22 protein-coding genes and 2 pseudogenes are annotated in these 20,641 nt (G+C 35.0%); 19 read left to right on the plus strand and 5 right to left on the minus strand.

Annotation, left to right across the window (positions count from 1 at the left end; genetic code table 11):
* Positions 1 to 26: 26 nt before the first annotated feature.
* The 3 genes and pseudogenes from ABWU72_RS05535 to ABWU72_RS05545 all read left to right on the plus strand — a co-directional run.
* Positions 27 to 1,031, plus strand: a complete 1,005-nt coding sequence (locus ABWU72_RS05535; protein WP_353283944.1) for a major capsid protein — start codon at positions 27 to 29, stop codon at positions 1,029 to 1,031.
* 97 nt (positions 1,032 to 1,128) lie between these two features.
* Entirely contained in the window at positions 1,129 to 1,437 is a 309-nt protein-coding gene (locus ABWU72_RS05540) for a hypothetical protein (protein ID WP_353283945.1), read from the plus strand.
* Positions 1,427 to 1,636, plus strand: a pseudogene (locus ABWU72_RS05545) (phage tail protein); the annotation flags it as partial. The gene ABWU72_RS05540 and the pseudogene ABWU72_RS05545, both read left to right, overlap by 11 nt.
* A 24-nt stretch (positions 1,637 to 1,660) precedes the next feature.
* Here the strand turns inward: ABWU72_RS05545 and ABWU72_RS05550 are convergent.
* Positions 1,661 to 2,493 (minus strand): IS5-like element ISWpi1 family transposase gene (locus tag ABWU72_RS05550; protein ID WP_094189578.1). Its coding sequence is split into 2 segments (ribosomal slippage): positions 1,661 to 2,124 and positions 2,124 to 2,493, totalling 834 coding nucleotides; the frame shifts between segments, so codons are not numbered across the junction.
* An 86-nt stretch (positions 2,494 to 2,579) separates the two neighbouring features.
* Positions 2,580 to 3,412 (minus strand): IS5-like element ISWpi1 family transposase gene (locus ABWU72_RS05555; protein ID WP_094189578.1). Its coding sequence is split into 2 segments (ribosomal slippage): positions 2,580 to 3,043 and positions 3,043 to 3,412, totalling 834 coding nucleotides; the frame shifts between segments, so codons are not numbered across the junction.
* A gap of 113 nt (positions 3,413 to 3,525) precedes the next feature.
* Here ABWU72_RS05555 and ABWU72_RS05560 point away from each other — a divergent pair.
* Both ABWU72_RS05560 and ABWU72_RS05565 read left to right on the plus strand, forming a co-directional pair.
* Positions 3,526 to 3,873, plus strand: a complete 348-nt coding sequence (locus ABWU72_RS05560; protein WP_155968342.1) for an IS630 transposase-related protein — start codon at positions 3,526 to 3,528, stop codon at positions 3,871 to 3,873.
* A 28-nt stretch (positions 3,874 to 3,901) separates the two neighbouring features.
* On the plus strand, positions 3,902 to 4,384 hold the full coding sequence (locus tag ABWU72_RS05565; RefSeq protein ID WP_231115908.1) for an IS630 family transposase: 483 nt from the start codon (positions 3,902 to 3,904) through the stop codon (positions 4,382 to 4,384).
* A gap of 36 nt (positions 4,385 to 4,420) precedes the next feature.
* On the opposite strand, the gene ABWU72_RS05570 is transcribed toward ABWU72_RS05565, so the two are convergent.
* Together ABWU72_RS05570 and ABWU72_RS05575 are read right to left on the minus strand one after the other, a co-directional pair.
* Positions 4,421 to 5,253, minus strand: a protein-coding gene (locus ABWU72_RS05570; protein WP_094189578.1) for an IS5-like element ISWpi1 family transposase whose coding sequence is annotated in 2 segments (ribosomal slippage) — positions 4,421 to 4,884 and positions 4,884 to 5,253 — 834 coding nt in all. Because the reading frame shifts where the segments join, the coding sequence is not laid out codon by codon here.
* Between the two features lie 86 nt (positions 5,254 to 5,339).
* Positions 5,340 to 6,172, minus strand: a protein-coding gene (locus tag ABWU72_RS05575; RefSeq protein ID WP_094189578.1) for an IS5-like element ISWpi1 family transposase whose coding sequence is annotated in 2 segments (ribosomal slippage) — positions 5,340 to 5,803 and positions 5,803 to 6,172 — 834 coding nt in all. Because the reading frame shifts where the segments join, the coding sequence is not laid out codon by codon here.
* Between the two features lie 58 nt (positions 6,173 to 6,230).
* Between ABWU72_RS05575 and ABWU72_RS05580 the strand changes: the two are divergent.
* From ABWU72_RS05580 to ABWU72_RS05635, 12 genes and pseudogenes are all read left to right on the plus strand, one after another.
* A pseudogene (locus ABWU72_RS05580) lies at positions 6,231 to 6,530 on the plus strand (phage tail protein); the annotation flags it as partial.
* Positions 6,527 to 7,003 (plus strand): hypothetical protein, encoded by a 477-nt coding sequence (locus ABWU72_RS05585; RefSeq protein WP_264685224.1) that lies wholly within the window; start codon positions 6,527 to 6,529, stop codon positions 7,001 to 7,003. The pseudogene ABWU72_RS05580 and the gene ABWU72_RS05585, both read left to right, overlap by 4 nt.
* Complete coding sequence (locus ABWU72_RS05590; protein WP_264685225.1) at positions 6,990 to 7,454, plus strand: phage baseplate assembly protein V; 465 nt, start codon at positions 6,990 to 6,992, stop codon at positions 7,452 to 7,454. Before ABWU72_RS05585 ends, ABWU72_RS05590 begins: the two co-directional genes overlap by 14 nt.
* Positions 7,455 to 7,709 carry a PAAR domain-containing protein gene (locus ABWU72_RS05595; protein ID WP_353283946.1) on the plus strand — a complete coding sequence of 85 codons (255 nt, stop codon included), beginning with the start codon at positions 7,455 to 7,457 and terminating at the stop codon, positions 7,707 to 7,709.
* A gap of 2 nt (positions 7,710 to 7,711) precedes the next feature.
* Positions 7,712 to 8,038 carry a GPW/gp25 family protein gene (locus ABWU72_RS05600; RefSeq protein WP_264704365.1) on the plus strand — a complete coding sequence of 109 codons (327 nt, stop codon included), beginning with the start codon at positions 7,712 to 7,714 and terminating at the stop codon, positions 8,036 to 8,038.
* Between the two features lie 2 nt (positions 8,039 to 8,040).
* Complete coding sequence (locus tag ABWU72_RS05605; RefSeq protein ID WP_353283947.1) at positions 8,041 to 8,841, plus strand: baseplate J/gp47 family protein; 801 nt, start codon at positions 8,041 to 8,043, stop codon at positions 8,839 to 8,841.
* Positions 8,841 to 10,001 carry a phage tail protein gene (locus ABWU72_RS05610; RefSeq protein WP_353283948.1) on the plus strand — a complete coding sequence of 387 codons (1,161 nt, stop codon included), beginning with the start codon at positions 8,841 to 8,843 and terminating at the stop codon, positions 9,999 to 10,001. Before ABWU72_RS05605 ends, ABWU72_RS05610 begins: the two co-directional genes overlap by 1 nt.
* A 168-nt stretch (positions 10,002 to 10,169) precedes the next feature.
* Entirely contained in the window at positions 10,170 to 10,898 is a 729-nt protein-coding gene (locus ABWU72_RS05615) for an ankyrin repeat domain-containing protein (RefSeq protein ID WP_353283949.1), read from the plus strand.
* 38 nt (positions 10,899 to 10,936) lie between these two features.
* A complete protein-coding gene (locus ABWU72_RS05620) occupies positions 10,937 to 11,410 on the plus strand; it encodes an ankyrin repeat domain-containing protein (RefSeq protein WP_353283950.1) in 474 nt (157 codons plus the stop codon).
* Between the two features lie 4 nt (positions 11,411 to 11,414).
* The gene (locus tag ABWU72_RS05625) at positions 11,415 to 11,852 is read left to right on the plus strand and encodes a DUF2924 domain-containing protein (RefSeq protein WP_353283951.1); all 438 of its coding nucleotides are present in this window, start codon (positions 11,415 to 11,417) and stop codon (positions 11,850 to 11,852) included.
* Entirely contained in the window at positions 11,845 to 13,344 is a 1,500-nt protein-coding gene (locus ABWU72_RS05630; RefSeq protein WP_353284061.1) for a recombinase family protein, read from the plus strand. The genes ABWU72_RS05625 and ABWU72_RS05630 overlap by 8 nt, the downstream gene beginning before the upstream one ends.
* Before the next feature lie 111 nt (positions 13,345 to 13,455).
* Positions 13,456 to 13,587: a hypothetical protein gene (locus ABWU72_RS05635; RefSeq protein WP_264731795.1), complete on the plus strand. Its 132-nt coding sequence runs from the start codon at positions 13,456 to 13,458 to the stop codon at positions 13,585 to 13,587.
* An 18-nt stretch (positions 13,588 to 13,605) separates the two neighbouring features.
* On the opposite strand, the gene ABWU72_RS05640 is transcribed toward ABWU72_RS05635, so the two are convergent.
* Positions 13,606 to 15,546 carry an ankyrin repeat domain-containing protein gene (locus tag ABWU72_RS05640; RefSeq protein ID WP_353283952.1) on the minus strand — a complete coding sequence of 647 codons (1,941 nt, stop codon included), beginning with the start codon at positions 15,544 to 15,546 and terminating at the stop codon, positions 13,606 to 13,608.
* Between the two features lie 975 nt (positions 15,547 to 16,521).
* Here ABWU72_RS05640 and ABWU72_RS05645 point away from each other — a divergent pair.
* Complete coding sequence (locus tag ABWU72_RS05645; protein WP_236515006.1) at positions 16,522 to 17,811, plus strand: hypothetical protein; 1,290 nt, start codon at positions 16,522 to 16,524, stop codon at positions 17,809 to 17,811.
* Positions 17,812 to 17,839: 28 nt separating this feature from the next.
* Positions 17,840 to 20,632 (plus strand): hypothetical protein, encoded by a 2,793-nt coding sequence (locus ABWU72_RS05650; RefSeq protein ID WP_353283953.1) that lies wholly within the window; start codon positions 17,840 to 17,842, stop codon positions 20,630 to 20,632.
* Positions 20,633 to 20,641 lie beyond the last annotated feature (9 nt).

Raw genomic sequence — 20,641 nt, forward strand, 5'->3', positions numbered from 1 at the left:
TTAATAGGAAAAAAAGGAGAGAAAAAATGCAAAATCCATTTACAAATACAGCATTTAGCATGACGGCACTAACAAATGCGATGAATATATTGCCGATAAATTATGGACGAGTTGAAAATCTAAATTTGTTTCCAAGTAGGTCAGTAAGATTTAGACATATTACCATAGAAGAACACAACGGAGTATTAAGTTTATTACCAACGCAAGTACCAGGGGCGCCAGCAACAGTAGGAAAAAGAGGAAAAAGAAAGGTAAGAACATTTACGATTCCACATATTCCGCATGATGATGTAGTGTTACCAGAGGAAGTACAGGGAATAAGGGCATTTGGATCAGAAAGTGAACTTAAAGCGCTAGCAGACGTAATAACTGACCATTTACAGCTAATGAGAAACAAACATGCAATAACATTAGAGCATTTGCGAATGGGAGCGCTGAAGGGAATAATTTTAGATGCTGATGGGTCAGAATTATTAAATCTGTACAACGAATTTGAAATAACACCAAAAGTAGTAAATTTTGCCCTTGGAACAGCAACAACTGATGTAAAACGTAAGTGTCTGGAAGTATTGCGGCATATAGAAGATAACCTAAGTGGTGAATATATGACTGGAATTCATGCCTTGGTAAGCCCTGAGTTTTTTGATGCACTAACTTCTCATGCAAAAGTAAAAGAAGCATATGAAAGATGGCAAGAAGGAGCAGCACTTCGAAATGATATGAGGTCAGGGTTTACATTTTGTGGCATAACGTTTGAGGAATATAGAGGGCAAGCAACTGACCCTGAAGGAACGGTTAGAAGATTTATTGAGAAAGATACAGGGCACTGTTTTCCACTAGGAACAGCAAGCACGTTTACAACATATTTTGCACCAGCAGACTTTAATGAGACGGTGAATACTCTCGGACAGCCACTCTATGCAAAACAAGAGCCAAGAAGATTTGATAGAGGGAACGATTTACATACGCAGTCAAATCCTCTGCCAATGTGCCACCGCCCGGCCGTTTTGGTCAAGATCGTTGCAGCATAACAATACTGGTAGAGTAACTACAAGGTGGTGAGGCACAGAACGACTCTACCGGTATGCGCTTTCTTAGCATGTAAAGGTTAGTATATCAAAAAGAAATATGCAAGAGAATATTAAGCGATTATTAGAAGATTGTTTTGCCCATTTAGGAGAAGTGGCTTTATATAAATCAAAGGATAAGTCATATATGGTACAGGTGTTAAAGCAAGAGCCAGATAAATTATACGAGATTGGTGAAGGACAATTTGTGGGAGGGATGATTTTTTTTGAGGTAAGCGTTTTTGATTTACTGAGGCCAATGGTAGGAGATATTTTTGTTATAGGTGATCGTAAATATAAAGTATATTCTCCACCGCTGCAAGATAATTCAGGAATGGTATGGAAAATTCGAGCGTCAAATGCGTATTAACACCGGTAGTATTATACAAAGTATAGATGCTGAAAGGAAAAAAGTGGAAAAAGTGACGGTGAGTGCATTAAACAAAACAGCAATATGGCTAAAATCAAAAGCAGCTAAGGAAATCAGTGAGGAAAAGAAGGTAAAATTAAGTTTGATAAGAAAGAGATTAAGAATTTTTAAGGCGAAAACTAGCAGATTAGAAGTGTTAGAGGTTGTCCGGAAACTAGTAAATTCAAGCATATTCCCTCTTTAACATAACCCTACTCATAGCTAGGTATATGAAATTCTCAGTGGATGTTGTGAGTAAATCATACTCCTTCGATAGCCTTCTATTCCTATTAACCCAAGCAAAAGTCCTTTCTACAACCCATCTTCTTGGCTGTACTTTAAACCCTTGTTCTCTTGTTGGTAGTAGCTCAGGTGGCGTATCTTTGTGCACCCAAAATCTACATGGAGGCCTTTTAACAATTTCAATATCTATGTCATATTCTTCCTTTATGTGATTCTTTAAATTTCTTCCTTGGTATCCCATGTCAGCCCACATTTTTTTAACTTTAGTATATTTTGTTCTCATATTGTTTAATGCTATTTTAATACCATCTCTATCATTTTCGTTAGCAGCGCCTACGTAACAACCTAGTATAAAACCCTGAGTGTCTGTAATTATATGCCTTTTTCTACCCTTTACTTTTTTACTTCCATCATAGCCTTTGATCCCCCCTTTTCTGTAGTCTTTACAGATTGACTATCTACTATACAGGCACTCGGCTGCTCATTCCTTCCTATTTTTCTTCTACTATATTTTGTAATTTCATAATTCATTTTCTCAAAAATTCCCTGCTTCTTCCATTGCCTGAACTGCTCATACACAGTCTTCCATAGCGGAAAATCATTTGGTAAATACCGCCATTGACACCCTGTACGCAATACATAGAAAATTGCTTCTAATATTTCTCTTTTGCTATACTTTGGCGGCCTTCCTCCTTTCTTGTATGATACTCTGAAGTGTTTTTCTATTCTTGCCCATTCCCTTTCGCTTAGATCTGTTGGATACTTTTTTCTCATCTTTACCCCGTACTAAAATTTCAGATATTATAGCCTTTTACTTGTTTCCGGACAACCTCTTAGAGGTTGTCCGGAAACTAGTAAATTCAAGCATATTCCCTCTTTAACATAACCCTACTCATAGCTAGGTATATGAAATTCTCAGTGGATGTTGTGAGTAAATCATACTCCTTCGATAGCCTTCTATTCCTATTAACCCAAGCAAAAGTCCTTTCTACAACCCATCTTCTTGGCTGTACTTTAAACCCTTGTTCTCTTGTTGGTAGTAGCTCAGGTGGCGTATCTTTGTGCACCCAAAATCTACATGGAGGCCTTTTAACAATTTCAATATCTATGTCATATTCTTCCTTTATGTGATTCTTTAAATTTCTTCCTTGGTATCCCATGTCAGCCCACATTTTTTTAACTTTAGTATATTTTGTTCTCATATTGTTTAATGCTATTTTAATACCATCTCTATCATTTTCGTTAGCAGCGCCTACGTAACAACCTAGTATAAAACCCTGAGTGTCTGTAATTATATGCCTTTTTCTACCCTTTACTTTTTTACTTCCATCATAGCCTTTGATCCCCCCTTTTCTGTAGTCTTTACAGATTGACTATCTACTATACAGGCACTCGGCTGCTCATTCCTTCCTATTTTTCTTCTACTATATTTTGTAATTTCATAATTCATTTTCTCAAAAATTCCCTGCTTCTTCCATTGCCTGAACTGCTCATACACAGTCTTCCATAGCGGAAAATCATTTGGTAAATACCGCCATTGACACCCTGTACGCAATACATAGAAAATTGCTTCTAATATTTCTCTTTTGCTATACTTTGGCGGCCTTCCTCCTTTCTTGTATGATACTCTGAAGTGTTTTTCTATTCTTGCCCATTCCCTTTCGCTTAGATCTGTTGGATACTTTTTTCTCATCTTTACCCCGTACTAAAATTTCAGATATTATAGCCTTTTACTTGTTTCCGGACAACCTCTTATAGTACTTCCCAAAGTAAATGATAAAGGTATAATAAGCTATTTGAGTTATAATGGCGTATAGTGTGGATTTAAGGGAAAGGGCAGTATCGATGATAGAAAAAGGGAAGTCAAAGGTTGAGGTGGCAGAGCTTTTGGAGATAGGAATAGCAACTCTGTACCGCTGGTTAAGAAAGAAAGCCGCTGGTGAAAGCCTAAGGCCATCGAAAAACGGCAGCTTTATTCGAAAAATAGACCCAAAAATACTCGAAGAATATGTTAAAAAGAATCCAGATCATACGCTGGCAGAGATGAAACAAAATCTTGGATTTGGAATAAATTCAATTTGGTATAGGCTGAAACAGCTAAGAATTACTTTAAAAAAAAGTTACACTATATCAAGAGCGCAATCAAGAAGATAGGCAGCGATTTACCGATAAAATCTCAAAAATAGACCATTCCAGCATCTTATATATAGATGAAGCAGGAGTTGATAATAGGTTATACCGAGAGTATGGACGTGCTCCAATAGGAAAGAAAATTTATGCAGATATTCCAGGAAGAAAACGAGAGAGAATCAGTATAATAGGCGGGTGGATTGGAAAGAGATTTATTGCACCAATGACTTTCAAAGGTGGGTGTGACAAAGAGGTATTCAATACATGGTTAGAGAAGATGTTATTACCTAAATTGCCACATGGTACTACAATAGTTATGGACAATGCCACATTCCATAAAACTCCCAAAACAAAGGAGTTAATAGATAATGCTAGATGCCGTTTGCTCTATCTACCAACATATTCACCAGATTTGAACCCTATAGAGCATTGTTGGAATACCATCAAAAGCCGCCTCAGACCTTTAATGCATAAATATACAGACTTACAACTTTTGGTTGGTAATACCATAATGGAAATTTATCATTCATTTTAGAAAATACTATAAGAGGTTGTCCGGAAACTAGTAAATTCAAGCATATTCCCTCTTTAACATAACCCTACTCATAGCTAGGTATATGAAATTCTCAGTGGATGTTGTGAGTAAATCATACTCCTTCGATAGCCTTCTATTCCTATTAACCCAAGCAAAAGTCCTTTCTACAACCCATCTTCTTGGCTGTACTTTAAACCCTTGTTCTCTTGTTGGTAGTAGCTCAGGTGGCGTATCTTTGTGCACCCAAAATCTACATGGAGGCCTTTTAACAATTTCAATATCTATGTCATATTCTTCCTTTATGTGATTCTTTAAATTTCTTCCTTGGTATCCCATGTCAGCCCACATTTTTTTAACTTTAGTATATTTTGTTCTCATATTGTTTAATGCTATTTTAATACCATCTCTATCATTTTCGTTAGCAGCGCCTACGTAACAACCTAGTATAAAACCCTGAGTGTCTGTAATTATATGCCTTTTTCTACCCTTTACTTTTTTACTTCCATCATAGCCTTTGATCCCCCCTTTTCTGTAGTCTTTACAGATTGACTATCTACTATACAGGCACTCGGCTGCTCATTCCTTCCTATTTTTCTTCTACTATATTTTGTAATTTCATAATTCATTTTCTCAAAAATTCCCTGCTTCTTCCATTGCCTGAACTGCTCATACACAGTCTTCCATAGCGGAAAATCATTTGGTAAATACCGCCATTGACACCCTGTACGCAATACATAGAAAATTGCTTCTAATATTTCTCTTTTGCTATACTTTGGCGGCCTTCCTCCTTTCTTGTATGATACTCTGAAGTGTTTTTCTATTCTTGCCCATTCCCTTTCGCTTAGATCTGTTGGATACTTTTTTCTCATCTTTACCCCGTACTAAAATTTCAGATATTATAGCCTTTTACTAGTTTCCGGACAACCTCTAAGAGGTTGTCCGGAAACTAGTAAATTCAAGCATATTCCCTCTTTAACATAACCCTACTCATAGCTAGGTATATGAAATTCTCAGTGGATGTTGTGAGTAAATCATACTCCTTCGATAGCCTTCTATTCCTATTAACCCAAGCAAAAGTCCTTTCTACAACCCATCTTCTTGGCTGTACTTTAAACCCTTGTTCTCTTGTTGGTAGTAGCTCAGGTGGCGTATCTTTGTGCACCCAAAATCTACATGGAGGCCTTTTAACAATTTCAATATCTATGTCATATTCTTCCTTTATGTGATTCTTTAAATTTCTTCCTTGGTATCCCATGTCAGCCCACATTTTTTTAACTTTAGTATATTTTGTTCTCATATTGTTTAATGCTATTTTAATACCATCTCTATCATTTTCGTTAGCAGCGCCTACGTAACAACCTAGTATAAAACCCTGAGTGTCTGTAATTATATGCCTTTTTCTACCCTTTACTTTTTTACTTCCATCATAGCCTTTGATCCCCCCTTTTCTGTAGTCTTTACAGATTGACTATCTACTATACAGGCACTCGGCTGCTCATTCCTTCCTATTTTTCTTCTACTATATTTTGTAATTTCATAATTCATTTTCTCAAAAATTCCCTGCTTCTTCCATTGCCTGAACTGCTCATACACAGTCTTCCATAGCGGAAAATCATTTGGTAAATACCGCCATTGACACCCTGTACGCAATACATAGAAAATTGCTTCTAATATTTCTCTTTTGCTATACTTTGGCGGCCTTCCTCCTTTCTTGTATGATACTCTGAAGTGTTTTTCTATTCTTGCCCATTCCCTTTCGCTTAGATCTGTTGGATACTTTTTTCTCATCTTTACCCCGTACTAAAATTTCAGATATTATAGCCTTTTACTTGTTTCCGGACAACCTCTAATTAGAGCAAATCTCTATGACATTAAAGCATCGGCAATTGGCAAAATACAAAAAACAAGAAGAGGATCGAAAGTAGGAAAGCATGAGTTTATAGGAGGATTTGCAGCAGTTATGCCAAAAGGAAATAGCGGTATGTTTAAACGTGAAGGAAGGGCAGCATTGCCAATAAAGGAAGTTAAGTTGCCACTAGAACCTGAGGCTTCAAGGATAATAGGGAATCTTGTTAATTATGAGGTTGAGAAAGTATTTACAAAATTTTTTGAACGTGAATTAAGTTATATTACAGGAAGTGTATGAATTTTAAAGATTTGCATAACGCAATTTGCACCACACTGAAGAAAGAAATACCAGCAATACAGACATGTGAAATTTATCCATCGATAAGAAAGGAATTAGTAGCGCCAGCGGTGTTTGTGGAACTTAGCGGATTTGAAAAAGGACATGATCCTGGAACAGAAGAATTAGCGCTGAAAGCAAGATTTGAAGCGAGGATTGTGATTGATAGCACAATAGAAAATGCAGCTATTATTGTCAGGTCATTAGCAGCAGAAGTAGCAAAAGTAGTAGATAAAAATACTTGGAACGTAAAAAATGTTTCACCAGGAGAATTTATCTCTGCAGAAGTTGACGAATTTAGACCTGAATTAGATGCATATCTTGTGTGGATGGTAGAATGGGTGCATACAATACACGTAGGGCGATCTATTTGGAAAGAAGGAAAATTTATGCCACACAAAATAGAAATCGGTGAAATAAATGTTAGAGAATAATTTTGCGATTGCAGAATTACAGAGGAAATTAGCCAATATTGTCCGTATAGGAGTTGTAAAAGAAATAGATTGTGAAAAAGCAAAAGTAAGAGTGAAAATAGGAGAATTTTTAACAGATTATTTACCATGGATAACAAGCAAAGCAGGAAAAGATAGAAATTGGTCTCCACCAGATATCGATGAACAAGTAATGGTATTTTCTCCTCTTGGTGAACTATCATTAGGAGTGGTATTAGGAGGAATATATCAGGAAAAATACTCTGCACCAGAGGATAAAAAAGAAATAAATAGTGTGAAGTTTCAGGATGGAACAAGATTGTTATATGATAAAGAGAAGCATCATTTAGAGATTGAAGTAGTAGACAAAATAACACTGAAAGCTGGGGAATCGAGCATAGAGATGACGAAGAGCGAAATAAAACTGAAAGCAGATAGAATAAACCTTAATTAAATGAATAAATCGGTTGTACGAGTAGGAGATTATTGTGTAGAAGTAACACCGCATTTTTGCATTAGTGGGAGTAACGATGTTTCTGTAAATGGTAAGCCAATGTGCAGACAAGGAGACAAATTTAGTGAAGGAAGAGCATTAACTGAAGGATCAAAAACAGTGTTTGCAAATGGGTTTGGAGCGGGAAGAGTAGGAGATATAGTTTCATGTGGGTTTAAAGTAATAAAAGGCAGTGAAAACGTGTTTGCAGGCTAAAAATGGAAGGGATGGACTCCAAAACAGGAAAAGAATTAGAAGGAATAGAACATCTGAAACAATCAATAATTGATATACTGACCACTCCTATTAACAGTAGGATAATGAGAAGGGATTATGGGTCTAGACTATTTGAATTAGTGGATAAACCAATCAGTAGAGATTTAACACTTGAGATATATGCAGCAACAGCAGAAGCTTTAGGGAAATGGGAAAAAAGATTTAAATTAGAAAAAGTAAAAATAACAGAGGTGAAAGAAGGAAAAGTAACGCTTGACCTAGAAGGATTATACGTACCAAGTGGGAAAAACATTCGCTTTATAGTATAAAGATGCAGCAGACTAACATTATTGAGCGACTGAACTTCGAAGAAATTCTGTCTCGGATGAAGGAAGAGTTAGTGAAGTGTGATGCAAGTTTTACAGCATTAGTAGAAAGTGACCCAGCGATGAAGGTATTAGAAGTAGCAGCATGGAGGGAATTGTTACTAAGACAAAGAATAAATGAATCAGTAAAGAGCAATTTACTAAAATTTGCAATGGGAGAAGATCTTGATAATTTAGCTGAGTTTTATGGAGTGGAGAGGCAAAAAGAAGAAGATGATGAACGATTTAGAAAAAGAATTAAAGCAAAGATAGTAGGCTCAAGCACGTGTGGAAGCAAGGAGTATTATAGGTATCATGCACTGTCAGCAGATAGTAGAGTAAAAGATGCATTAGTAGAATCACCTATACCAGGAAAAGTACAAATTTCAATCTTATCAACACAATTATCCACAACTGGCATAGTATCAGAAGAACTACTTAAAATTGTAAAAAAGCAGGTTACTAGAGATGATATAAGGGTTTTAACCGATACAGTAACAGTAGTTGGTTGCAATATTACGGAAATAGATATTCACAGCAGAATGAGCATAAGTCCTGTGATATCGAAGGAGGAAATCAAGAAGCAGTTCATTAAGAAGTTTGAAGCAAATAGAAGGCTGGGATGGAGTGTAACAAGATCATGGATAATAGCGAATCTATTTGTAGAGGGTGTAGAAAATGTGGAATTAATCGAGCCAAAAGAAGATGTTGTAGTGCTAGGAAATGAATGTGCAAATTTGCGAAATTTAAAGATTGAGTTGAATTAATGTTACTGCCACCAAATGCAACAAAACAGGAAAAAGCGCTAGTAGATGCGATAGATTATAAAGTAGATCCAAGCTGTATCAGGGGATTTAAGTTTAGATTGGAAGAAGAAACATTGCCGTGGATAATAGAAGAATATGGTTTAGAAGAAATACTACTCTGGGTAAAAGATAAAAGAAGAGCCATAGTAGAAGGAGTAAAATTTCAAAGACTGCGAGGAACACCTAAATCACTTAAAATAGCACTCAAGTGGGCAAATATAGAAGATATTAAAATTATCGAAGAACCACCTGGTAAACATTTTTTTGAGTTGCAAGTAGGGATAAAAGAGGTACCAAATGACTTCTTCGTAGATGCAGTAGTAGAGCTGGCAAAACTATCACTGCCTGTAAGATCCAGATTGATGAGGATTTTTAACGATTATTATAATGTGCAGAGATTTATATTGGATGAGAGTTTATTTGGAGATCTTCTTTCTGATTATTCAGGGGTAAAAATAGAAAAAGATGGACCAGTGTTATCATTTGGAAGAGTAAATTTTTTCAGGTCTAGTGGTCCAGTTATTAGGATAATAGAAAACTATCTACGCGATCATTATGAGCAAGCATTTAGTAATGACATATATCGATTAGATGTAGCAATACTTGGAGAAACCGAGCCTCACACAAAGAATTATAACGGTCTTTATGAAAGAAGTCATCAGTGGAATAATTTAAAAACGTTATATCCGCTACCACAGAGCTTATTACCTGAGATTAAGTTTGCTAAAGCGCAGATAGTATTATCAGATAGCTGGAACTTAGGGGAAATAAACGCATGTTTTCCGGTTACGAGCGTAGAAGAGGAAGGGGATAAATTTTTACTAGGAAGTGATAAGCTATCTGAACAACTGTGGAATTTAAAGTACAAGCCAATTTTAGAAAGGTTTAGCGTTACTCACCATTACAAGGTAGAAGACTTTACCAACCAAAAAGTTATAAGATTTGGTGTGGCAGAACACTATGTTCATTTTGAAAACAATTTAGATTTAAAGCAAAAGGACGCAATACACGAGTTAGAAAGTTACATTTTGGTATTTTACCCAGGAGTACTAACGTGGCACGAACATCGTCATTTGAACAGAAGTTGGAAAAATAGCCAAGTAATATCTATAATAAGTTAAGCACTTATATTTAGATCCTCATATATTATGTTAATAATAGGTTAGAGTGTATGAAATAAAAAGAAAAAGACTTGCTTTCTTATGCTAAAACGGACATGAATTGAATAGCGGCAGGTAAATATAAGAAATTTGTCTGGCGCTAGAAAAGCTAATTTTGTGAGGTATGCAATGGGGTTCAACGAAGAAAAGAGAGAATCTTTTAGTAAGTTTTTTAAAGAAGTATCAAGTAACGGATTTAAAAATATTAATAAAAGAAATGAAGAAGGAGAGACGATATTACACCAAGCAGTGGAAATCTCTGATTACAAAACAGTAAGGTTATTAATAAAAAAAGGAGCAGAGGTAAATGCAAGAGATAAAAAGGGTTATACACCACTGCACTGCGCAGTATTTGCGAGAAGTTTAGAAAATGTAAAAGTGCTGATGAGGGGAGGAGCAGAAGTAAATGCTACTCAATATGTCAGTGGATGTACGCCATTGCACTCTGCATGCAAAATAGGAGGAGCAGGAGTTGAAATAATAAAAGAGCTAGTAAAGGCAGGAGCTGAAGTTAATCAACTGAATAAGTACGGTGCAACACCAATGTACTACATATGGGAAAGTGAAAAGTATCGTCTATGTGATAGCAAAGAGAGTGAAAAGGCGAGTAAATTTCTGAGAGAACAAGGAGGAATAACAAAAAGTAGAGAACTGACATGCTATGGAATAGAGAGGCTAGTGGGAGAAATAGCAGACATGTTGAATAGGAGTTATTTACCGGAGTTAAAAATAATAGAGATAGGAGAAATAAGGAAGAAAGATAAGTCACTAATAAAGGAAGAATGTAAAAATTTAGCAAGCAAAATAATGAGCCAAGTGAACGAAATGATAGATGAGGTGGTGAGAAGTAAGGCTTAAAAGAGGGGTTTAAATTTAAAGAAAAGGTGAGGTAGATTATGGTAAAGCTTGATAAGAAAGAGAAGTCAGCAAAAGAATTATTAGAGAACTCATTCAAAAATATTTATGAAAGAGATGAAAAAGGAAGAACAGTTTTACATTATGCAGTGGACGCAAAAACAGTGAGGTTATTAGTTGAAAAAGGAGCAAATGTGAATGCAGCAGATGCAAGAGGATATACGGCACTGCACCTAGCGGTAACGGAGAAACGCCTAGAAACCGTGAGAGAATTGATAAAATCAGGAGGGAATGTAAATGCTGAGGAATATGGAAATAAATGCACGCCGCTGCACCTTGCATGTATGGTAGGTGAAAAAGAAATAGTGGAAGAGCTAGTAAAAGCTGGAGGAGAAATAGAACAAGCGGATAAATTTGAAATGATAGCAGTGGATTATGCAAAAAATAGTGAGGAAATAGCCGAGATATTAAAGAAAGAAACGGACAGAATTGAAAAGTTATTTATGAGAGGCTGAAAACATGGAGGAAGAAACAGAAAAGAAAGTAATGAATTTAGAGAAAAAAACGTTAGAAGAGCTAAGGAGAATGTGGAAGAAGGTATTTGGGGAAGAGGCACCTAAACATTCAAAGAAATATCTGATACCAAGACTAGCTTATAGAATGCAGGAAAAAGTATATGGAGAAATGTCAAGAAAGGGGACAAAAAGGCTAGAGTATCTGGCAGATCGGTTAGAGAAGGGAAAAAGAATAAGTAGCGATAAATTACCAGTAGAAGGGACAGAATTAATACTAGAGAGAGGTGAAGAGACGCATGCGGTAATGGTAACAGATAAGGGTTTAATCTACAGAGAAGAATTTTTCACGTCATTGTCAGCAGTAGCAGGTAAAATAATGGGAATGAGTTACAATGGACCGCTCTTGTTTGGGATGCGTGAAAAGGAGAGCAAAAGTGTGTGAAGAAATAAGATGTGGAATATATACGAGAAAGTCAAATGAAGACGGTCTAGAACAAAAGTTTAACAGTTTAGATGCGCAGCGAGTAGCATGTGAAAAATATATAAAGAGCAAAGAAGGCTGGGTAGCATTGGCCAAAAGGTACGATGATGGAGGATATTCAGGGAAAAATTTAGAAAGACCAGCGATAAAGGAGTTGTTTGAAGATGTAAAGACAGGAGAAGTTGACTGTGTAGTAGTATATACATTAGATAGGCTATCAAGAGAAACAAAAGACAGCATTGAAGTAACGTCATTTTTCAGAAGGCATAGAGTAAATTTTGTAGCAGTAACGCAGATATTTGACAATAATACGCCAATGGGAAAGTTTGTACAAACGGTATTATCAGGAGCAGCACAGCTAGAAAGAGAAATGATAGTAGAGAGAGTAAAAAATAAAATAGCAACATCAAAGGAGCAGGGGTTATGGATGGGTGGAACTTTACCGCTTGGATATGATGTAAAGGATAAAGAATTAATAATAAATGAGAAAGAAGCAAAGTTGGTAAAACATATATTTGAGAGGTATATAGAGCTGAAGTCAATGGCAGAATTGGCAAGGGAGTTAAATAGCCAAGGTTACAGAACAAAATCAGATATCTTTAAAAAGGCCACGGTGAGAAGAATAATAACAAATCCAATATATATGGGAAAGATAAGACATTATGACAAACGGTATGAGGGAAAGCATGAAGCAATAATAAAAGAGGAAAAATGGCAAAAAGCGCAGGAATTGATAAAGAATCAACCATATAGAAAGGCGAAATATGAGGAAGCGCTGCTAAAGGGAATAGTTAAGTGCAAGAGCTGTGAAGTAAACATGACGCTGACATATGCAAAAAAGGAAAATAAGAGGTATAGATATTATGTGTGCAACAATCATTTAAGGGGAAAAAGTTGTGAATCAGTAAATCGAACAATAGTAGCAGGAGAGGTGGAAAAAGAAGTGATGAAGAAAGCGGAAGATTTATATGAAAAATGGGGAGAAAAAGCGGAAGAGTGGAAAAATTTAAGTTTCAGAGAACAGAAAGAAGTAGTGAAAAAGTTAATAAAAGGAGTAATGGTGAGAGAGGATGGAATAGAGGTGCATTCTGAATCAGAGGAAAAATTTATACCAATAAAAAAGAAAGGAAATAAATGTACAGTAGTAGAGCCAGAAGGAAAAACAAATAATGCGCTACTGAAAGCAGTGGTGAGAGCACATTCCTGGAAACGTCAACTAGAGGAAGGAAAATATGGGAGTGTGAAGGAGCTGAGCATTAAAATTAATATAGGTACAAGACGAATACAACAAATTTTAAGATTAAATTATTTAGCACCAAAAATTAAAGAAGATATAGTAAATGGGAGGCAGCCAAGGAGTTTGAGGTTAGTGGATTTAAAAGAAATACCGATGTTATGGAGTGAGCAAATAGAAAAATTTTATGGATTAACGTTTATAAAAGTAACAATATGAAAAAACGTCGAAAAAAGTATGTGCCAGAAAATTAAAAAAGGTTATTACAAAAGGAGCTACTACAAAGGGCCACACAAAAAGATGCTGAAATTGATATAGAAAAGTAAGTCAATGTTACAGAATCAATTATGTGAAAATATCAATATAAATAATGAAGATTTTAGCATACTGGATGCAACAATGGTAGAAAATGATCCAAAATCTATAAATTATAGTAGTTTATATTTAAATAATAATCTTTAACCTTTATGGCAAATTAATCTACCTAGAAACTTCTCTCCTAGGATCAGAAGTCCTTCTTAATTCTTCACGTTCTGTCCATTTGTTGTTAGACTCGCTTATTACTTCAGGACGCATTAATCCACCAGATCTAGCAAAAACACCTTGATCTATAGCTTCAATAACCGATAAACCTCCCAATAAGCAGTTTTGCCCTATTTCTTCATGACTTGCTATTTCTTCAAATAGATCTTCATCGCTCACTTCTACTCTTATCAATTTTTTATTGTTCTCATCAGGATATAATCTAACTTCTAATTCTCCTAAACTAGTATAAAAAGTTAATACTATACCGCTGCCTTCTGTAAGGTCTGTGTAATTCCTTTTGCCATCTTCAGTTTTAATTTCTACTTCACTATTGCCGATCTTTACTATATTTCTTCCACACTTTACATCTCCATCAGTTAGACCTAAATCTCTTGCCCCATCTGTTATTTTTGTAATGTCTATTTTACTATCTTTAGAATATTCTAAGTAAAAAACGGAGTTGTCTACTCTTGCATCTTTTAGCTCGCTATTGGTTGCACTTTTTGCGATTTCAATAAACTTATGAGAATTGCTAATATAATCTCTATAAGCTTTTTTTAGGTTAGTTTTATGCTCTTTAAATTCTGATGTCAGTGTGTTAGCATCAACTGTATTACCAAACACTGCCCCTTTTGATACTAATTGACATATTATACTACTAGCAACTTTAGGATTTTTTTCCAACTCACTGATTTTTTTCATCACATAATCGGTAAAAGTGTACTCATTACCTGAAAAGAAATCTTGTGAAAGAGAATAGTTTAATCGTACACCAGACTTTATAGCATCGTTTACAATCTTTTCAAGTTCAGCCATATTTTGAGCTCGAAATACCTTATCAGAAAACTTATTTAACTTCTCCTTTTGATTTGAAGTTAAATTAACGAGTAATTTACTGGCCTGCCCTTTCTTTTGCTGACGATAAATATTTATATCATAATCTAATGCTCCTGCTTCTAGAAATATCTTTCTTAACTCTTGAGCAAGATCTTCATTGTCCCAAGCAAAACGTTCAACATATGAGAACACTTTTGACTCACCCATTCCGTGCCGAATATTTAGCACCACTTTTAGATCTGAATCTCTTTTATGCTTACTTAAAAACTCCTTTAAATTTTTAGTGCAGTCTGAATCTAATGCAAGTAAGTCATACAATTCTGCATTTAACTTTTTCTGTTTATCAGTTAAAAATAATTCTTCAATATCATAGCAGAGGTTATTAGTTGCTATTTGTTGTGGAGTTTTGCCCTTTCTACTTGTTATATTAGGGTTAGCTCCTTTTGAGAGGAGAGAGTTTGTATTACCGTAATGACCTTTGGCAGCAGCAAGGTATAATGGTGTTTTTCCTTTACTATCTTGTATGTTAGGATCTGCACCTGCACCTAAAAGTAAATCTATAGCCTGATTTCCTGTACGACGAAATCCACCAATATTTGCTCCTGCAATTGCATGCAATACTGTTGATTGAGATTCTCCTCTTCTGAGATTAAGAATTACTTTTAAATCTTTATTTTTTTTATTATCATCTAAAAATTCTTCAAGAGGTTCAGTATTATCAAATGAACCACAGTTAGAAGCTAAACATTTTAGAGCACTAAGTAGCTTTTTGTTTAAAATTTTTTGACTTAGCGTAAGATCGTGATCTAGAGCAAACCAAACACAAATTTGCTCGCTTAGTCCAAGTTTGCTATCAACTAAAGAAGGTAGTTCATTATGATTTCTAACTGATGGTAAATCTCCTGAGTACCACATATCATTCATCAGCTCATTTAATAAATGTTCTTTAGATGATAGATGTTCTATAATGGATTCATATTCAATATCAGATAGTTCTGGCTTGGATTTTGGTTTTAGTTGATTGATGATAGATTTTACTATCTCAGTAGACTCACCCATACTTACTCCTTAAGCTAAGATATATGATATATTGTATGCGATATGCAACATTAAGTCAATAACCATAATCTTTTTATTACTTATGTCGTTAAGCTCTTGTTAAGTTTTTATGGTGAGTAACAATGGATTATATAGATAGGTTAAAAGTTGCTTATGACTCCAAATTTGAGCTAATTTTACTATAGATTAAAATAGTTAAGACCTATATTTGATATCACTATTATTAAGGGCATGATGGACTATGCTTTAAAGGAGTGGAAAAACTGCTGAAGATTATACAGTAACCTGCGGAGCCGCTTCAGCAGAATAAAAAACACATGCTAGTATTAGTAGAGAATTATTTATGATTCAACTAACTTTTTCAAAAAATACTTTAGTAAAAGTATCATGCTAGTTAGTGTTATAAAGAATTCAATTGTTTACTCCTTCAAAAAAGGTCGTATATTTTTGAGAACAAACAGCATAAAAATAGGATTGTGAAAATAGAATTTTGAAATCTTTGCAATAAAGTTAGGCAAAATAGTTCGTATGTAGATATGGATGAAATGCGCTAATATGGCTAGTTTTAGCGTATAGCAAAATCACTATATTAAAAAGTTCGTATGGTACACATGGCAGACCAATCCATTCCAAAACGAACTCTTCTCTCACTAGCTGGTTTTGAGTGCTGGAAATGGTTATATTATTTAAGTTATTAATGACATATATTGTTAAATTAATACCAGTTTATTTTAGAATAATAATTAAGATAAAATTATAAAAAACAGAATTTAAAACAAACAAAACGTTATGTATCTCTCATATTTGAGAAGCTTTTTTTGAAAATTATTTCAAGTCTAAAATTTTCTACAGTATTGATTGACAAGTTTTAAAGATGTGATAGTATACTTAAAATATATTAGACTAATTCATTATGGCACGTGAGAGGGTTAAGAATCAAAGTATTTTTTCGTTCATTTGCAAAGAGGGGTAATTATGGACCGTGGAGATATTCCGGAAGTTTTGTTTTCATCTGTTAAGGAGGATGATCCTTATAGGGCATCTAAGCTCCTCCAAATTGAACGCTGGTGCTATACGCATTCGAAGATAATTGAAAGAAGTGGTCAAAAAGGATACAATCTTATTGCACAAGTGTTATCTGACAAGCAGTCTTGGGAGGAGGTAGGAGGATTGCATGGAGTCAAGCTTAATAGACGGGAGGTAGGTAAAAGGCTTACTACCCTGCCAGATTCAGATAATGCTTTTTGCAGGGGAAGTAGATACAAAATTGCATGTGAGTGTTGTTTGGAGGATGAAATAAGAGCTATATTTGAGGAAAGAAAAGAGGAACTTTCTGCTCAAGGTCATGATAGGTTGCTTGAGTATCATCATTTAGTTAGGTGTTGTGGAGAAGGTCCTATAGCACAGTTTTGGTCACATTTCATTAGTGGGTATCTTGATAAACTGGATTTGAGGGACCGTCATCCATATGAGTATGGGCTTGACTGTGCAGTGGGTTGGCAACAAGTAGAAGCAGTGGAATTCTTTTGGAATAAGATAAAATCTTTGCCTGAAGATGAAATAAGTGCACAAAAGAAGGATGAGATCTTGATGAAAAATGCAGCTTATACGGCAGGACCTAGTTTTCGCATTTATCCTGATATATTTGAGTTTTTCCTGAGTCAGGTAAGTCCTAATAGATATCCAGAGCTTTTAAGAAGAGATTTAGAGAAAAATGATCATTATGGATCTTTGAATAAAATGAAAGACATGCCCAATTTTGGTAAATTTCAGGAATTGTTTGATTGTTTAAAATCAAGTGAAATTTCAGAAGATGATTACTCTCTTTGGTTGAAATTTATGATAAAGGACTGTCCAGAGCATTATTTAGGTGCTGGTGTGGAAGTTTTTATGCATATGTGGAAAAAAGAAGGATTTGATAATCATCGTACTTTCACATTGGACGAGGAAATGATGGAAGATTCTTCTTTTCAAGGAAAGTTTTCAGTGCATTTGGTTGAAAAAGGTTTTATGGAGCCAGTATGGGCAATGTTAGATAAGGCTAGTTCTAGACAAATCAAGGAGTTCATGTCTTCCGAAAAAGCAAATGATATACGTTCTATATTAGAGCAAGGAGATAATGAATCATTAAGTAAGTTTTTAGCCTATGGTAAGTCTGCTGATAAAGGGTTTGATAAAAAGAACAAACCTGGTCCAAGTGGTGATTTAGTTGAAGTAGAAGTTAGAAAAACGTATGGTAAGTCCAATGTAAGACTAGGCAAGTAAAAAACATTATATATTGTTGGAGGATTTTGTGCCAAATCAAGAGAAACCACAAGGTTTTGAATTAATAGAGTTGTTGATTCGAGAAGCAGGTTCAAATGCAGGAGCTAGCCCAAGTACTTCAACTCAACAAGGAAGTGATTTTGAATCTTTCAAAGCAAGGTTTCAGTCATATATCGATCAAATTCCATCATGTTTACATTCAGTCGGTAAAGAAGGTTTTTTCCCTCATTTCTTTTTAGGAAGCTTTTCTACTTTGATAGATACAGAGATTGCGAAAAAGCTAGATATTGAAAAAATATATTTTAGTTTTGATGGTTCGAAAACTCTGAAAGTGGCTGTTATAAGAAAAGGTGGTATTACAAATCAGAAAAGCGCGATTGAGAAGGTAAATCTTTTTGTGATTTCAGAGTCTGGTAAGACTGATAGTAAGAGTAAAAAATTTACCTATGGTGAGCTAGAAAAGATACTGGGTCAATCAAATTTACCTGCACAGAATGAACATGTGAGAAGTGCTAGGGATGATCTTAAAGTTAAATTAGTAAAAATTGTTAAAGCCACAGGGGAAATATCTGTTGAAGTAAAAGATGACAAGTTGGATAAGAATACTTCTGCAACACATGAGTTTAAGGAAATAAAAAAGGGGTTATGGAATAATCCAGAAAGTGATATAGCTAAGCTGACTAATCCTGATGTAGAAAAAGTGAAAAAGCCTGTTGAAAATATTCTAAAAAAAGTTAGTAAAATTCACTCTGAATATAAGAATTCACTTACCTATGCTCAAGGAACAAGAGAAGCAGCACATCATGGGTTTATAGCAGGTGCTCTTGTTAATTTTCGCTATAAACATAATCTTAGGGTTTACTTAGAGCAATTTGCAGGAAGAGGTTATGCTGATATTGTTCTAGTGCCTCGTGGTAAGGATAGAGCATTAAATGCTATTCCCGTTATTATAGAGATGAAGGCTGCTACTAAAGCAGAGCTAAAAGAAGGTAAAATAGGGGAAAAGAGTGGAACTACACCAGCTGCTGCTTTAAAGCAAGCTGAGGATTATACAAAAGGTTTTCAACCGAATGTAATGAGAGTTTTAACTACTGCAAATGATATTCTGTGTGTTGGTGTAAATCTTGACCATCCATCTCCTATTTCAGATATTTTGGATAAGTCACGCAATCAAAAAATAATTCCTCTTTTTAATGAAATATTGATATCTATTGATGGACGAAATAATGGTAGAGTTAATGAAGAGGGGCTGAAAGAGAAAGTTCAGAATAATATAGAACGTATCTATCACACATTTCCTGGTACAGGAGAGAAGGGAGATAATCATTATTTTAGTAGGTTTTTGTTAGGGCAGTCCCTGTTATTAAATGAAGTTCAAGTTTTAGAAAGCAGTTTTAAAAAGCACGTTTTTATTTATGGAGAAAATATACCTACCGAAGCTCAACCTGAACCTAAATCTCAACGTCTTAAAGATCAGAAAAGTAAAGGGCAAGGTGCCGGTCAACCATCTCACTTGGATCAAAGCCATGGAGTTGTGACAATGGTATTTATTCCAAGCAATGATCAAAAATCAGTTTATGTGATGAATATTGTTGAAACAGATGGAAGGACTGAAGTATTAAAAAAAGGCATTCCTCTTGATCAACTTAAGCAAAAAGTAGGAAATAGAGAAATAGTCGAACTAGACCTCAATTTCAACATTAATGAAAAGTCAGATTTTAAAAAATATTTTAGTATGGAGGTTAGTGAGCCTATTTCTTTAGAACAGTATAATAATAAAAAAACTAATAAATTTAAAGGTGATTTTGAGAATATTCCTTATCCTTCTGAGTTAAAGGCAACATTTGATGAGGTATTGAAGTCTCAACATATCGATCAATCTGCATCAGAAGTGTCTGATCTTGAGAAATTAAAAGAAACACTCAATAAGGCACTAGATAAATATAAAGAATTATGGGGAAAAGTTGGAGAGGGAGTATCTCCTTTTAAGTCTTTAATTGAAAAAGAAGCACATTTTCAGGCAGTGTTACATGGGTTATTTAGTCACTATGGCGACATAAAGCTAGGAGAATCACCAGAGAGTAGAGCACTAGTATTAACGGAATTTCAAACTGGTAGAGGAAAACGTATTGATATGCTGGTTCATGGTATTAAGTTTGCAGATCGGGGTAGTAATGCTAAAGAATATATACCAATAGGATTAGAGCTTAAGGGACCAAGGGAAGGCAAGACAGCTGATGCGTTAAAAGATGAGGCAAATAAACAAATAAGTGATGAGTATACGAAGGGTGTAACTTATAAAACGCTTACGGATGGGAAAGAAGTAGATTTTATGGGTGTAGTTTTTGATAAAGAGGCAAGTGAGGGAAAATCTCTTATCTTAATGAGCAAAGATGAGTTTGTTCCTGCTAAAGTAGTCCATAGTTCTGTACTTCTGATTGGTGGTGATAAAGTTATTGATAAATCCAGGGGAAAGCCTTTAGGATCAGTAGAAGAAGTAATACATAAAATCGAATATTCATCCATACAAGAAGAAGATTGGCGGACTTTAGAATCTGCAACAGCAGCAGAACATTATGACTATTGGCTGCAGCAATATGATATAGCTGATATTGCAAGAACAAAATATGGTTATGGAATTGATGGAGCTGACACATTATTTGAAATAGTGGGATTACCGGAACACATAGTTAATCAATTGCAACAGTTTCAGAATAGCGTAAGAGGTGGTGAAAGAAGGCCATTAACTTTAATTGTCAATTTGAATAATAATCACTGGGTTACGTTGGTCATTTCCCATCAAAATGAGCAGTATAATTGATATTATATA

It is taken from the genome of Wolbachia endosymbiont (group A) of Lypha dubia, assembly GCF_964028575.1.
GTDB lineage: Bacteria > Pseudomonadota > Alphaproteobacteria > Rickettsiales > Anaplasmataceae > Wolbachia > Wolbachia pipientis.

Coding starts and splice junctions, on each gene's coding strand:
- ABWU72_RS05535 (WP_353283944.1), top strand. CDS start 27: ATGCAAAATCCATTTACAAATACAGCATTTAGCATGACGGCACTAACA.
- ABWU72_RS05540 (WP_353283945.1), top strand. CDS start 1,129: ATGCAAGAGAATATTAAGCGATTATTAGAAGATTGTTTTGCCCATTTA.
- ABWU72_RS05560 (WP_155968342.1), top strand. CDS start 3,526: ATGGCGTATAGTGTGGATTTAAGGGAAAGGGCAGTATCGATGATAGAA.
- ABWU72_RS05585 (WP_264685224.1), top strand. CDS start 6,527: ATGAATTTTAAAGATTTGCATAACGCAATTTGCACCACACTGAAGAAA.
- ABWU72_RS05590 (WP_264685225.1), top strand. CDS start 6,990: ATGTTAGAGAATAATTTTGCGATTGCAGAATTACAGAGGAAATTAGCC.
- ABWU72_RS05595 (WP_353283946.1), top strand. CDS start 7,455: ATGAATAAATCGGTTGTACGAGTAGGAGATTATTGTGTAGAAGTAACA.
- ABWU72_RS05600 (WP_264704365.1), top strand. CDS start 7,712: ATGGAAGGGATGGACTCCAAAACAGGAAAAGAATTAGAAGGAATAGAA.
- ABWU72_RS05605 (WP_353283947.1), top strand. CDS start 8,041: ATGCAGCAGACTAACATTATTGAGCGACTGAACTTCGAAGAAATTCTG.
- ABWU72_RS05610 (WP_353283948.1), top strand. CDS start 8,841: ATGTTACTGCCACCAAATGCAACAAAACAGGAAAAAGCGCTAGTAGAT.
- ABWU72_RS05615 (WP_353283949.1), top strand. CDS start 10,170: ATGGGGTTCAACGAAGAAAAGAGAGAATCTTTTAGTAAGTTTTTTAAA.
- ABWU72_RS05620 (WP_353283950.1), top strand. CDS start 10,937: ATGGTAAAGCTTGATAAGAAAGAGAAGTCAGCAAAAGAATTATTAGAG.
- ABWU72_RS05625 (WP_353283951.1), top strand. CDS start 11,415: ATGGAGGAAGAAACAGAAAAGAAAGTAATGAATTTAGAGAAAAAAACG.
- ABWU72_RS05635 (WP_264731795.1), top strand. CDS start 13,456: ATGTTACAGAATCAATTATGTGAAAATATCAATATAAATAATGAAGAT.
- ABWU72_RS05640 (WP_353283952.1), bottom strand. CDS start 15,546: ATGGGTGAGTCTACTGAGATAGTAAAATCTATCATCAATCAACTAAAA.
- ABWU72_RS05645 (WP_236515006.1), top strand. CDS start 16,522: ATGGACCGTGGAGATATTCCGGAAGTTTTGTTTTCATCTGTTAAGGAG.